General features: G+C 55.8%; 8 protein-coding genes and 1 tRNA gene. 7 read left to right on the forward strand and 2 right to left on the reverse strand.

Annotation, left to right across the window (positions count from 1 at the left end):
- Nucleotides 1–22 precede the first annotated feature (22 nt).
- From AC5S27_RS01210 to AC5S27_RS01225, 4 genes are all read left to right on the forward strand, one after another.
- Nucleotides 23–1,657, forward strand: a complete 1,635-nt coding sequence (locus AC5S27_RS01210) for a rhamnogalacturonidase (RefSeq protein ID WP_493932760.1) — start codon at nucleotides 23–25, stop codon at nucleotides 1,655–1,657.
- 100 nt (nucleotides 1,658–1,757) lie between these two features.
- Nucleotides 1,758–2,990 (forward strand): DUF6599 family protein, encoded by a 1,233-nt coding sequence (locus AC5S27_RS01215; RefSeq protein ID WP_493932761.1) that lies wholly within the window; start codon nucleotides 1,758–1,760, stop codon nucleotides 2,988–2,990.
- Nucleotides 2,991–3,447: 457 nt separating this feature from the next.
- Nucleotides 3,448–3,523: transfer RNA gene (locus AC5S27_RS01220), tRNA-Thr, on the forward strand.
- Between the two features lie 953 nt (nucleotides 3,524–4,476).
- Complete coding sequence (locus tag AC5S27_RS01225; RefSeq protein WP_493932762.1) at nucleotides 4,477–5,325, forward strand: hypothetical protein; 849 nt, start codon at nucleotides 4,477–4,479, stop codon at nucleotides 5,323–5,325.
- 99 nt (nucleotides 5,326–5,424) lie between these two features.
- Here AC5S27_RS01225 and AC5S27_RS01230 read toward each other — a convergent pair whose 3' ends face one another.
- Nucleotides 5,425–6,840, reverse strand: a complete 1,416-nt coding sequence (locus AC5S27_RS01230; protein ID WP_493932763.1) for a sensor histidine kinase — start codon at nucleotides 6,838–6,840, stop codon at nucleotides 5,425–5,427.
- Nucleotides 6,837–7,544: a response regulator transcription factor gene (locus AC5S27_RS01235; protein ID WP_493932764.1), complete on the reverse strand. Its 708-nt coding sequence runs from the start codon at nucleotides 7,542–7,544 to the stop codon at nucleotides 6,837–6,839. Before AC5S27_RS01235 ends, AC5S27_RS01230 begins: the two co-directional genes overlap by 4 nt.
- Nucleotides 7,545–7,736: 192 nt before the next feature.
- Between AC5S27_RS01235 and AC5S27_RS01240 the strand changes: the two genes are divergently transcribed.
- From AC5S27_RS01240 to AC5S27_RS01250, 3 genes are read left to right on the forward strand one after another with little or no spacing between them, the layout of a single operon-like run.
- Nucleotides 7,737–9,050 (forward strand): TolC family protein, encoded by a 1,314-nt coding sequence (locus tag AC5S27_RS01240; protein ID WP_493932765.1) that lies wholly within the window; start codon nucleotides 7,737–7,739, stop codon nucleotides 9,048–9,050.
- Nucleotides 9,051–9,064: 14 nt separating this feature from the next.
- The gene (locus AC5S27_RS01245; protein WP_493932766.1) at nucleotides 9,065–10,282 is read left to right on the forward strand and encodes an efflux RND transporter periplasmic adaptor subunit; all 1,218 of its coding nucleotides are present in this window, start codon (nucleotides 9,065–9,067) and stop codon (nucleotides 10,280–10,282) included.
- Between the two features lie 21 nt (nucleotides 10,283–10,303).
- Nucleotides 10,304–13,495, forward strand: a complete 3,192-nt coding sequence (locus AC5S27_RS01250; RefSeq protein WP_493932767.1) for an efflux RND transporter permease subunit — start codon at nucleotides 10,304–10,306, stop codon at nucleotides 13,493–13,495.
- The last annotated feature ends 64 nt before the right edge of the window (nucleotides 13,496–13,559 follow it).

Consider the following 13,559-nt stretch of genomic DNA (forward strand, 5'->3'; position numbering starts at 1 on the left):
TTTACGAATCAAAGGTTGAAGGATGACACTGAATCGCAGAGAACTCGTGACTTTTGCCGGAGCACTGGCTAGCGGTACCGTCGCAGCGAATGCTGCTCCATTGATGGGAGCTGTGAGCGGTGGTGCTCCTGGGCTCGCAACAAAACCAGCTGCCGAAGGGCATCTGCATGGCTTCAATGTGCGTAATTTTGGCGCGACGGGGGATGGCAAGACGTTGGACAGCCCGGCGATCAATCGTGCGATCGAGGCTGCGGCGGCTGCGGGCGGCGGTACGGTTTTCTTTCCTGCGGGAACCTACGCGAGTTATTCAATCCGGCTGAAGAGTCATGTCACGTTGTATCTGGATCAGGGTGCGGTGATACTAGCGGAAGCTACTCCGCACGAGGGAATAGCGGATGGCGGGTATGACGCTGCCGAGCCGCAGGGAGCGTGGGAACCTTATCAGGATTATGGGCATAACCACTGGCATAACTCGCTGATCTGGGGAGAGGATATCCATGATATCTCGATCCAGGGGCCGGGACTTATCTGGGGCAAGGGCCTCAGCCGCGGATGGGATAGTCAGAAGGATCTGCCTGACAGCAATAGACCCGGCAACGGCAATAAGGCCATTGCACTGAAGAACTGTCATAACGTGATCTTCCGCGACTTCTCGATTCTGCAGGGCGGGTGGTTCGGGATTTTGGCGACTGGTGTCGACAACATGACGATCGATAATCTGGTCATCGACACGAACCGCGATGGCATGGACATCGATTGCTGCAAAAATGTTCGCGTCTCCAACTGCACGGTCAACTCGCCCTGGGATGACGGCATCTGCCCGAAGAGTTCCTTTGCGTTAGGCTACGCGCGGGTTACGGAGGATCTCACGATCATCAACTGCATGGTGACGGGCGGCTATGAGATGGGTTCGGTGCTCGACGGCACGTGGAAGGTTTTTGCGCAGGGAGATAAGACGTATCGTACGGGTAGGATCAAGTGCGGCACGGAATCCAATGGCGGATTCCGTAATATCACTGTCTCGAATTGCGTGTTCGACCGGTCGCATGGATTCATTCTGGAGTCGGAGGATGGAGCGGTCTGCGAGGACATCACGCTGACCAACATCGCCATGCGGAATACGGTCGGGTCACCTATCTTCATTCGCCTGGGGAGCCGTATGCGTGGACCTAAGGATGCGAAGATGGGTTATATTCGCCGGCTGCTGATCAATAATATTACGAGTTCGGGCGGAACTATCCTCCCGTCTATCATCAGTGGCATTCCCAACTATCCGATTGAAGACGTGAAGATATCGAACGTCTATCTTCACCAAGCGGGTGGTGCAAGTGCGGAGTTAGTTGCACTGCAGCCTCCTGAGAATGAGACGAAGTATCCTGACCCGGAGATGTTTGGGGATATTCCGGCGACTGGTATCTTCTTCCGGCACATTCGCAATCTGGAAGTGAGCAATGTTGAGATTGCTACGGAGAATCCAGATCCTCGTGCCGCTTTCTGGCTCAAGGAGATAGAAGGGGCTGATTTCTTCCGGGTGCGCGTTCCCAGGACTGTTAAGGCTCCCGCTTTCGATCTGCAGCAGGTGACGGACTTCCGGCATTTCGGTAGCCAGTTCGTGCCCGATCTGCGCAGTGACCGCATCGAAACGCAAAAACTCTAGGATGCTTCAAAAATTGATTCTGTGGTGTCTAAGAGTGTAGGCAGCCTTTCTGGCAGCGAGAATCTGTGCGCTCGCAGGGTAAAGGCTGAAGGTTGGTGATATGCGCAAACTTCCTAAACTCGCCGTAGCGTGCCTTTCGGTCTATGTTCTCTGTGTTGCTGTTGCGGCGGTCAGCTCTGCGACGCTCTTGCATGCACAGAGCCAGCCTCATGCCGCCACCAAGACGCCGCCTGCCAAGCCCGCCCCGGCACCGGTTGTGAAGGTCGACGTTCCGTTGTTGCCGGGGGTGTTTTCGGGGTGGGAGACGTCTGCCGATCCCAAAGCTGTCAGTGATCCCGCCCAGGTGGATGCCTCGAATGTGGCCGCGCTGAAGGAGTACGGCTTTACGGATGGCGTATTGGCCGACTACGGCCGGCGTGGCGAGACGCTCAGGGTGAAAGCGCTGCGCTTTACGGATGCTAGCGGAGCGTACGGAGCGTATTCGTTTTACCGGCACTCGGGTTGGCCAAAGGTCCAGATCGGTACGGGCGGAGCGTCTGACAAGAACCGCGTGCTTTTCTGGGTAGGGAATGTGGTTGTGGACTCGGAGTTTTCGCATGTGACGGCGATGTCCGGTTCGGAGCTGCGCGATCTGGCGACGAGGATTCCGCTTCCCGAAGGAAACAAGTCTGTTCCCCCGCCCGTGCTGGGCGACCTGCCACAGAAGTATATGGATCCGCAAACGATGCATTATGCGCTCGGACCGGCGGGCTACATAGGCTCGACGGGCGCGGCCGATCCCTTTGGTGTGCTGCCGCCGGAGATGGTGGGCTTTGATCGTGGTGCGGAAGTGGCGACGGCGACCTACTCGCTGCGCTCTGGCCCGGCGACGCTCACAGTCATCAACTATCCCACGCCACAGATGGCGGCGACGCATGCGCAGGCGTTCGCTGACTACCTGAAGTCCGGCGGCAAGACTGCTGTCGGCGGGACAGTGCATCCCTTTCCAAAGCCGTTGCAGGATTCGAATGCCACGGCGTTCGAGGTTCGCCGCAGCGGGCCGCTAGTGGCGGTGGTGAGTGGAGATGCGATCCCGGATGACGCGCACAGGCTGATCGGCCTGGTGCACTTCGACGCGGAAACGTCGGCCATCCCGGGCAGCGGCGGAGACACGGAGATCCAGAAGACAGCCAAGCTACTGCTGGCAATTGTCACGATGGTCATCGTGATGTTTGTAGCAGCGCTGGGAGTGGCACTCTTTTTGGGTGGTGGAAGGGCCGCTTACCGCGTGATGCGCGGCAAGCCAGCCTCTTCGATGTACGATCAGGACTTCACCAAACTGGACCTTGAGTAGCGGTTATTGTTTTCCGAGTGGTACCGAGGACAGACTCCCGCGCGAATCCCATAATGCGGTTTGATGTGTGGAAAACCGGTACAAAACCCCAGAAAACCATCTCTAAGCGAGGCGAATCCAGAAAGTAAAAGGCGAAGAGAAGGAAAATAAAAGACGCAACACATGTTTCCGCCGTGAATTTTAAGTTACTGATTCTGTGAGACTTATTTACGGACGGATTTTGCCTTGACACCGTCGCGCCCCGCACCTAGTATGCAGCCAGAAAGTTCTGATGGCCTTGCCTCCGTTGGGACTATTCTCCCTAAGGAAAAAGCCACCCAAACAGGGTGGCTTTTTCCGTTTCCCATATCACTATGTCTTACATTTGAGCAGTTCTCCGAATTTCGCGACTTTCGAGCGGTGCAGCCCGGTGGCTTTACGTGCGGCGCTGGTCCCTGTAAAATCACGATTGGAGTTCGCCGACGTAGCTCAGTTGGTAGAGCAACTGATTCGTAATCAGTAGGTCACCGGTTCAACTCCGGTCGTCGGCTCCACGACAAGCCCTAAAAACCCCGATAACATGGACAATTTGGCAATCGACGAGGCCCCCATCCTGGGGGCTTTTAGATTTGGCTGCTGTGTTGGTGCCCAACTACCCCGACATTGCGACCAGAAGAAAGACTCCGCAGCAGATCAGAGATGCGGAAACGGTTCTGCGCCAAGTAAAGGTTTCGCCAGGGAAGGCGCGGCCAATGACAATTGCCCAGAGCACACTGGTTTCGCGAAGTGCGGAGACGATGCCGAGCGGTGCGAGCTTTCTATGCCTCGGGCGCAAGACGCATTTGCGGCTTCTGTGGCGATCGGTCCACACCCGTCGATACCAGCGGAACCCTAGCCACCATCAGGTTGATTGCCCAATTGTAGCCCGGTGTGACGGCGGACAACACTGCCGCAGTCTGATGAAATACTGCACTTCATAAAGGCGAGACCAGCCTTCGGCTTCATTCCTAATAGCTCATCAGTTGATAAAACAGGAATCGAGATCCCATTGAGTCGAATCAGCCCACGTACGCGACTCCTACGGTATGCACTCAACAGAAAACTAACTCCGGCTGCCACTTGGGTTAGCGCGGAGTTCTAATGCGGCCAAGAGATATCGGCGTCTCAAATCGCCGATCCGAAAGCCATGCGCGGACAGAAGAAGCTTAGTTTGGCTGGAACATGGATCCCTTTGGAACGCACCCTTCGGTGTGAGTGCGGAGCGAAGACTGGTGCGACATGCTCTCCGATGGGGTAGCTAACACCAAACGGTCACTGGTCCGTTCGAGGCGACATCGTCTTCTTCATCAACTTTTGAGCGCCGAACTGGCCTGAATATTCCATTCGGATCCGTCGTTACGAGACCGCGGCAAGCTCCGATAAATGTCAGAAATCGGTAAGAGTTGCGTAAGACATTTGAATGGTTCAATCGACTGGTGCATGACAGTTCGTAGAGGAGTTGCCAGCGATGAAGATGAAGAATATAGGACAAAGATTTGCCTTCCAATCAGTTATGTGCACCTTTGTGAGTTTAGGCGCGGCACTCAGCGTTAGCACCGTCAATGCTGCAGAACTTCCACCAGATACAGCTATTCCGGTCGTATTCACTCGCAACGTTGAAGCAGGGAAAGCTAAGCTGGGTGACGTCATCACAGCTAAGACGATGCAGATTGTTTTCTTGGCCGACGGCCATAGCATTCCCAAAGGAAGCGTACTGCTTGGGCACGTAACGGAATCGCGCAAATTTAAGTTCGATTCAGCTCCGTACGCGGTTCAGCAACCATCGATCATCTCAGTTCGATTCGACAAGATTGTTGACAGGGAAGAAGCCATTCCCATCAACGTCTCAGTGCGGGCTCTTGCGAATACTCTTGATACGAAGGACGCAGCCTCGCCAAAGCGTCTCGACGAGACAGACTCCCTGGGTACGAATGTGCAGATCGGTGGCGACAGTTTCTCGCCGATTGAGAAGGAAGTGCGCACCAGCGACGGCGATATCGTCGGCTACAACCGCAGGCAGGGTGTCTTCGCGCGATTGATCTCCAATAATTCCGCAAATCGCTATGCGGGTTTTCACTGCAGCGGCACCGGATCCGAACAGTCCGTTGCCATCTTCTCCGCCAGCGCCTGCGGTCTCTACGGTTTCGATACGGTTTACATGCAGGAGAACGGCTCAACGAGTCAGGGGGTTTTCGAGCTGGCTTCTCGCCGTCACACCGTAACTCTCTATGCTGGTAGCTCAGCGCTACTTCAGGTCATAGACAAGGCTACGACAACGGAACAGGCAGCGAACGCTCCCACAAACCCTCAGCATTGATCGGCGTCGCACTGTAGCTGGACCCGCCCGCTGCGTCGAATTGAGCCTCTCTACAGCGGGTGGCCCTTCTTCAGAGTCTCCGGCCGGTGTGCTGGCGTTCTACGGAGGGGGCGCAAGCGGTAGACGTATCGTGCAGCGCGCTCCACGTGCTGGCGTCTCATCGAAGAAGATTTCCCCGCCATTTCGCTCTACCGCCAGTTTGGCAATGGATAGCCCGAGTCCAGTTCCCTCGCCAGCGATGTCCCGGCCACTTGTGAAGAAGCGTCTAAATACCTTGTCATATTCGTCCTTAGCCAGACCAGGTCCCTCGTCTGCCACGCTTATCTCAGCAAACTGCCGGGACACTCGCTCAGTAGAACTAGCCACTCGAATTGTGGCCCCCTCCGGTGAGAATTTCAAAGCATTGTGGAGGATATTCACGAGTGCAATTCGGACCAGGCTTCGATCCGCGAGTACCTTCACGTTCTCGAAATCGGCTCGCTCTTCGATGATGGCGACATTCTTTTCTTCGAGCAACACGCTCAGGAGAGATATAACCTCATTGACGAGCTCGGAGAGAAAGAATTCATTCTTTGCTTCTCCCGGCTGGGATGCCTCCGCTCTCGCCAGCAACAGCAGTCCTTCAATCGTCTGATTGAGCCGGGCTGTCTCTTCCAGGATGCTCCCAATCGACTCTCGATAGTCCTCGGTTGTAGAGGCTTCCTGCAGCGCCACTTCACCTACGGCCCGGAGAGAAGCCAGCGGCGTGCGTAACTCATGGGCTGCGTCCGCCGTGAATCTCTTAAGCTGCTCGAAGGAATCCTCCAGCCTCTGCAATAGCTGGTTAAACACTCTTGCGATGTGCCCCAATTCATCATCCGGATTCTGGATCTCAAGCCGATCATGAAGATTACTTGCGGTGATCTGCTCGGCTCGTCCGGCCATGGTCTGTAATGGCTTCAAAGCTCTCTTCGCAATGACGGCGCCAGCAAGTCCAGCCATGAGCAGAGCTACTGGAAGTGCAACCAGCAAGAGCGTGAAGAACTGCGACATACGATCGTGAAGAGGGGAAAGACTATATCCAAGCCGAATGAGAACTACGTGTCCGTGCACCGGATGAATATGACTGATCAGAGCTACGCGAGTTCCATCCCCAAGCGTCTCTGTTCGCTGATTGAAGGTCGTGCTACCCTCTCCCGCAAAGTTAGGACCTCCGAGGGATTGCGATCCAAGAGTTTCGCTCCTGTAGAGAACAGCTCCCGAAGTCTCTCGTACCTCCATCAGTCGGTCAATCAATAACCGCGATGAGGGATGCGAGTGGTAGTTCTGTTCGAGTTGCAAAGCCCCATGGACATCGAAGTAGAGCAGCCCTTCCACTGTTTCTACGTCCTGGATCTCGTCATGGAAAATCTGCCGTTGCAATTGGGCATATTGAAAGAGGAAGACAAGAACACTATAGAGGCCGAGCAGCAACGCCAGAACAGTGACATACCAAAGAGTCAGCCTGGTTCGGACGCTGGTTGAGGGCTTCTTCATGCTTCTGGTTCTCGGAGGCAAAAGCCTACTCCCCGGATGGTTTGAAGAAGCTTAACCCTGTAAGGGTCATCAATTTTCTTACGCAGCCGTGCCACCTGCACATCGATAACATTATTGATTGGGGTGAAACGCGATGTCTCCCGCCACACGTCGCGTGCAAGCATTTCTCGCGAGACGGTTCTATCTCTATTCTCCAAAAGATAGAGCAGGAGATCGAATTCACGGCTAGTCAGGCCAAGATCAACGTTCAGCCGCGATGCTGTCCTCATCCGTGTATCGAGGACAAGGTCAGCCATACTCAGCGTTGTGGAGGCCGCGACGGGCAGCACTCTCCGCAGCAAGGCTCGGATACGTGCAACGAGTTCAGGGAACGAGAATGGTTTGCCCAGGTAATCGTCTGCTCCGGATTCCAAGCCCTCGACCCGATCTTCCGCTGTGTTGTGGGATGTGAGAATCAGCACCCTTACATCAAGGGCCTCGCGTCTGATCTGGCGAAGAATATCCAGTCCGCTGCGATGCGGCAGGTTTAAGTCGAGTATCAGCAAATCCGGCTGTAGGTTGTGCACGAGGAAGAATCCTTCCTCTGCAGTTCTAGCCGCGGAGACATCGTATCCAGCGGCATCAATACCCGCGACGAGCGTATCGGAGAGCTTGCGATCATCCTCGATGACCAGAATTCTCGATCGGACTTGCTCGTTTGGCACGGAATCCTCCACATAAATCATGTCGCAGCAGAACCGTACAAGCAAGAGCTTCCGGCGGTTGTCAGAGAAATGTCAGAGTTCCGTAAGGAAGGATGATGTTCAACTTCGACTAGCGTTCGAGACCTATCCAAGGCGGGTTGTTTTCTATCTCTCACAATCCCAATCAAAGTTTGAGAGGAACCTCTGCAGAAAATGAAGAGATGCTTGCTCGCCGTCGTCGTGTTTCTCACCATCACGGCTGTGATCGGGCTTTCCGCACAGCCCCCTGTGCCGCCGAATGCTTCTCCGATACTGACCCTTGAACAAGCTGAATCTGCTGCGCTCCTGAACCAACCGCAAATGCTGGCAGCTCAACTGCGGGCTCGCGCTTCGTTAGAAAGAGTTCTTGAGTTTCGTTCCGGCTATCTCCCTACGATAGCTTTCAACGCCACGGGAGTCCGGGTAGCAGATACGGGAACCTCTACCGCAGCTGGGAACATTACGACCTCTTCTATCTCAGACCGATTCGCATTCGGAGGCAATCTCGGTCAGCTTGTGACGGACTTTGGCAAGACCAGCGCACTTGTGGGTAGTGCAAAGGCGAATGCACGAGCCCAGGCCGATATCGCTACGTTGAGCCGCGCACAGGTTCGCCTCAATGTGCGCGAAGCATACTACGGCGTCCTCGGTGCTGAAGCGGTCTTGCGTGCAGCGAAGGCGGCGCAGGAGAATCGGCGCCTGATTTCCAGGCAGCTATCCGCTCTTGCTGACAGCGAACTTCGTTCAACGCTCGATGTGAACTTCGCCAAGGTGCTTGAGAGTGAAGCCGAGCTAGCCGTAGTGAAGGCTGAGGGCACAGTCGCACAACAACGAGCACGGCTCGCCACAGCTATGGGAACATCGCAGCCAGTATCAGCGACTCTGAACGCAGTCGTCGCGCCCGGTGATGCTTTATCTCCTGATCCCGCCAGCTATGTACAGTCCGCGACAGCGCAGCGCGCGGATTTGAGCGCGCTACAGGAGCAGCAGAAGGCTGCCGCGCAGTTTGCTCTTTCAGAAAAGAAGCTGAGTTATCCGACCCTCAGCATACTTGCTGCCGCGGGACAGTTGCCATTTCACGACCACACTCTTCATGACGATTATGCTGCTGCAGGATTCAACCTAAATATTCCAGTCTTCAACGGAGGCCTGTTCAAGGCTCGCTATGCCGAGGCGGAACTGGAAGCGAGTGCGCGGGAACGCGACGTGCAGGAGATTCAGTTGCAGGTCAGTGAACAAGTCCGCGATGCCTGGTACCAGGCAAATGAATCATACCGCAGCCTCGATGTCACTGAACGGCTCGTCGCTCAAAGTAAGGAAGCTTTGCGGCTGGCCAAGGACCGCTACGATGCTGGCCTGGGAAGCATTGTCGAACTGAACGAAGCTCAACTGAACGAGACATCGGCAGAGATCACAGCGGCGGATTCCACGTATAGCTACCTCACTCGCCGTGCCCAACTCGACTTCGCTGCAGGCTTATTAAATTGAAAGGAACTGCTGCCATGGGATATTCGAATCGTGTGCTGCTGCCGGGACTGCTCAGTATCACACTTGCCTGTACGCTCTCTTCTTGCAAATCGGACGTGGCTCCGGCTGTAGCACTTCCCACGGTTCCAATCGCGACAGTAGAACCGGCAACTCTGGCGAATGACCTAGCTCTATCGGCGGAGTTCCGACCGTATCAGGAAGTCGATGTGATGGCCAAGATTGCGGGGTATGTAAAGAATATTCGCGTGGATATTGGCGATCACGTGCAACAGGGCGAAGTCTTGGCGACGCTGGAAGTTCCCGAAATACAAGACGAACTGGCGAAGGCCAAGGCGGGTGTGGCAACCGCAGAAGCCAACATTGTGACGGCACAGGCTAACGTGACCCATGCGCAGGCTGTCGCCAACATTGCGCATCTTTGCTATGAGCGAATTCGTAACGTAGCGGCAAAGGACAAGGGGCTTGTTCCGCGCCAGGATGTGGACGTTGCCGAATCCCGAGACCTGGAGGCAGCCGCACAATTGGCCAGCGCGAACTCCGCCGTGAAGGCAGCCCAGCAGATCAAGTCAGGCGCAGAGTCGGAATATGCGCGAGCCCAGTCGATGGCACAATACGCAACCATCCGCGCCCCGTTTACCGGCGTAGTCACTAAGCGATACGCGAACACTGGATCGATGATTCAGGCTGGAACTTCGTCGCAATCACAGGCGATGCCCGTGGTACGAATCGCAGAGAACGACCTCCTTCGCGTCATCCTCCCCGTACCAGTTAACTCGGTGGGTGGCATCAGGGATGGTCAGGCTGTTGAATTAGGCGTGACAAACCTTGGAACAACATTGCAGGGCAAGGTTACCCGATATGCCGACTCCGTCCAGATGGCTACACGCACAATGGATACCGAGGTCGACGTACCCAATCGTGAAGGCAAAATTTTCCCGGGCATGTATGCCCAGGTGCATCTTCATCTCGCGGCACGCCCCGACGTGCTCAGTGTGCCTCTCGATGCGGTAGATGGTCTCGGCACCAGTGCGCAACAGGTCTATCAGGTCAAGGACGGAGAGGTCCATCTGGTGAAGGTCAGAGTGGGGCTTCAGACTCCCGCGCGCGTGGAGATACTTTCCGGCCTCAAGCGAGGCGACTCGGTCGTTGTAGGACGTCACACCGGCCTCTCCGATGGAGAAAAGGTGAGCGCCCAACTCGCCACTTACGAACGCGCATCGACTCAATACTGATTCCGAAGAAGATGAGGCAGAATGTCTGGATTTTCCATACGCAATCCCTACTTGATTGTTGTGCTTTGCCTGGCGGTCATGATTCTAGGCGTGGTGAGCGCGTCGGACATGCCGGTAGATATGTTCCCGTCCATCCATCTTCCGGTCGTTGCCGTTGCCACGTTTTATTCAGGCATGCCGCCTCAGCAGATTGAAACTAACATCACTTACCATCTTGAACGGCAGTTCACACTTGCCAGCGGCATCGATCACATGGAGTCACGCTCCTTGCTTGGCGTCAGTCTGATCAAAGTCTTTTTTCGCGCGGGCACCAATCCGGATACCGCTGCGGCCTTGATCTCATCGCTCGCCATGAGCGACCTGCGTGACATGCCGCCCGGCACTTATCCGCCGATCATTCTCAAACAGGATGCATCAAGCATTCCCGTGGCGCTCGTCCCATTGACGGGCGCTGGGCTAAGCGAAAGCACGCTCAAAGACCTGGGGCAGAATTTCGTACGTAATCAGCTGGCGAGTGTTGAAGGAGCATCCGTGCCGCAACCCTTCGGTGGAACCTGGCGGCAGATCCAGCTCTACGTTGATCCATACAAGCTCGAAGCCAACCAACTCAGCCCGATGGACGTTGTTCGCGCCGTTAACGACGCCAACGTGATCTTGCCCGCTGGTGATGCGCAGATTGGGCGCCTCGACTACAACATCTACACCAACTCGATGCTCAGGGGCCCCGATGATATCGCGACAGTTCCGATCAAGACCGTCGACCAATCACCGGTTCGCGTTGGCGATGTCGCCGTGCCGCAGGACTCCTTCGGGCGCCAGTACAACATCGTTCGCATCGACGGGCAAAGGGCTGCCTATCTTCCCATCTTCAAGCAGGGCGGAGACTCAAACACCATTGCCATTGTCGATGGTGTGAAAGCGACGATCCAAAAGCTTTATGATGTTCCCGGTTCGTTGAAAGCAACAGTCGTCTTCGATCAGGCGCGCTTCGTAAGAACAGCGATCGAAACACTCATCCACGAGGGCGGCATAGGCCTCTTCCTCACCTGCCTCATGATCCTCGTCTTCCTCGGAAGCGTTCGAGCCACCATCGCGGTCTTCTTCTCGATTCCTCTCTCACTTCTTGCAACGTTTATCATCCTGCGTCTATCGGGCAGCTCCATCAACAGTATGGTGCTGGGCGGCCTGGCGCTGGCTCTGTCTCGACTCATCGACAACTCCGTCGTCGTCCTCGAAAACATCTTCCGCCATCTCGAAGAGGGCGAATTACCAGCCGTCGCTGCCGAACGCGGTGGCCGCGAAGTGGCCTTGCCCGTCCTCGCCGGCACACTCACAACGGTGGTCGTTTTCTTCCCCGTAACCATGCTCTTCGGAGTAAGCCGGTTTCTCTTTTCTGCTCTGGCGCTGGCCGTCGTCATCTCGCTCTTCGCCTCGTACTTCGTAGCACTCACCGTAGTTCCGCTGTTCTGCGCGCGATTCATCAAGAGTCCTCATGGTGACGTAGACCATGAATCAGCTGAGACAGAGATGACCATCACAGCCGACGCCAAAGCAGACCACAACAGCCTCTGGGCAAGATTCAATGCCCGATTCAGTACAGGGTTCGATGGTCTTCTGCACCGTTATGACAAACTCGTCCAGCGAGTGCTCGAAGTTCCGCGCGCCACGCTGGCGATCTCCGGCGTAGCCTTCCTGTTGAGTCTGCTTCTCTTTCCACTGCTTGGCCTATCCTTCTTTCCCCGAACAGACGCAGGACAATTCGTTGTCCGCTTCAAAGCGCCTTCAGGCACACGCCTTGACGCCACCAATGACGAAGCCGCCAAGCTCGAAAGCATCGTTCGCCGCATCGTCTCCAAACACGACATGGGCATGATCGTTTCCAACATCGGCGTCGACCCTGGCTTCTCCTCTCTCTACTCACCAAACTCAGCCATGCACACCGGTTTCACGCAAGTAGCGTTGAGCACGGACCACTCTGTCAGCAGCTATAAGTACATCGACGAAGTCAAGCAAGCTCTCTCAACCCAAATGCCCGAGTTGCAAACGTTCTTCTCCAGCGGAAGCCTCATCGACGGTGTCCTGAACATGGGCGCGCCCGCACCGATCGACGTGCGCATTGCTGGCAGCGATATCACCGCCGACTACAACACAGCACAGTCCATCGCATTACGCATTCGACAGATCAGAGGAGTCGCCGACGTCTATGTTCCCCAGGACATCGACTATCCCTCCCTGCGCGTCGCCATCGACCGCACGCGCGCCGGAGAACTCGGCTTGACCGAGAAAGAAATCGTGTCGAACCTGGTGACCGCGCTAACATCCAACCAGATGATCGCCCCCAGCGTGTGGATTGACCCCAAGAGCGGCAATAACTACTTTCTCACCGTAATGTACAAAGACGGTCAGATCAAATCGATCGAGGACCTCAAAGCCATCCCGCTCCATGGAGCCAATGTCGCCCTAACAACAAGGCTAGACATGGTCGCCGACATCCAGCAGTTCAACGCCCCCACGGAGTTAGACCACACACAAATCCGCCGTGATATCGACATCTACGTACGCCCGCAAAACGAAGACCTGGGCCGCATCACCGGCGACATCCAGAGGATTCTCTCCAGCTCCAGCACCCCGCACGGAATGACCGTCACCCTGAACGGAAGCGTCAATTCCATGAACGAGTCCTTCCGCAGCTTCGCACTCGGCCTGACTTTTTCTGTTCTGTTGCTTTACCTCATCCTCGTAGCGCAATTCCGATCCTTCCTCGATCCCTTCATCATCCTGCTCGCCCTGCCGCCAGGAATCACCGGAGTCCTGCTCGCGCTGCTACTCTCGCACACCACACTCAACGTCATGTCCCTGATGGGGGTCGTCATGCTGGCCGGCATCGCTCTTTCCAACAGCATCCTCATCGTCGAGTTCGCTCATCACCTGCTGAAAGAAGGCCAGGAAGTGAAGGAAGCCATCATCACCTCCTGCCGCGTACGACTTCGCCCCATCCTGATGACCTCGCTCGCAACCGTAATCGGTCTGCTCCCAATGGCTCTCAAACTTGGCGAAGGCAGCGAATCCTACGCACCGCTCGCGCAGGCGATCATCGGGGGTCTCACCCTTTCCGTGGTCCTCACAGTCTTCCTTGTCCCTGCGGGGTTTTACCTTGCGTACAAGAACCGGAACACACCCCAGCTATCTCACTCGATAGGCGCGAAAGGTTAGAGAGCGTTCAATGCGCACACATCCGAACAGGCTGCCTATGGTGGCCGAAGAAATTCACGCCACG

It is taken from the genome of Acidicapsa borealis (genome assembly GCF_059115245.1).

Excerpts from the sequence above, each read along its gene's own strand:
- AC5S27_RS01245 (WP_493932766.1), top strand. The coding sequence starts at position 9,065 with ATGGGATATTCGAATCGTGTGCTGCTGCCGGGACTGCTCAGTATCACA.
- AC5S27_RS01250 (WP_493932767.1), top strand. The coding sequence starts at position 10,304 with ATGTCTGGATTTTCCATACGCAATCCCTACTTGATTGTTGTGCTTTGC.
- AC5S27_RS01240 (WP_493932765.1), top strand. The coding sequence starts at position 7,737 with ATGAAGAGATGCTTGCTCGCCGTCGTCGTGTTTCTCACCATCACGGCT.
- AC5S27_RS01230 (WP_493932763.1), bottom strand. The coding sequence starts at position 6,840 with ATGAAGAAGCCCTCAACCAGCGTCCGAACCAGGCTGACTCTTTGGTAT.
- AC5S27_RS01210 (WP_493932760.1), top strand. The coding sequence starts at position 23 with ATGACACTGAATCGCAGAGAACTCGTGACTTTTGCCGGAGCACTGGCT.
- AC5S27_RS01225 (WP_493932762.1), top strand. The coding sequence starts at position 4,477 with ATGAAGATGAAGAATATAGGACAAAGATTTGCCTTCCAATCAGTTATG.
- AC5S27_RS01215 (WP_493932761.1), top strand. The coding sequence starts at position 1,758 with ATGCGCAAACTTCCTAAACTCGCCGTAGCGTGCCTTTCGGTCTATGTT.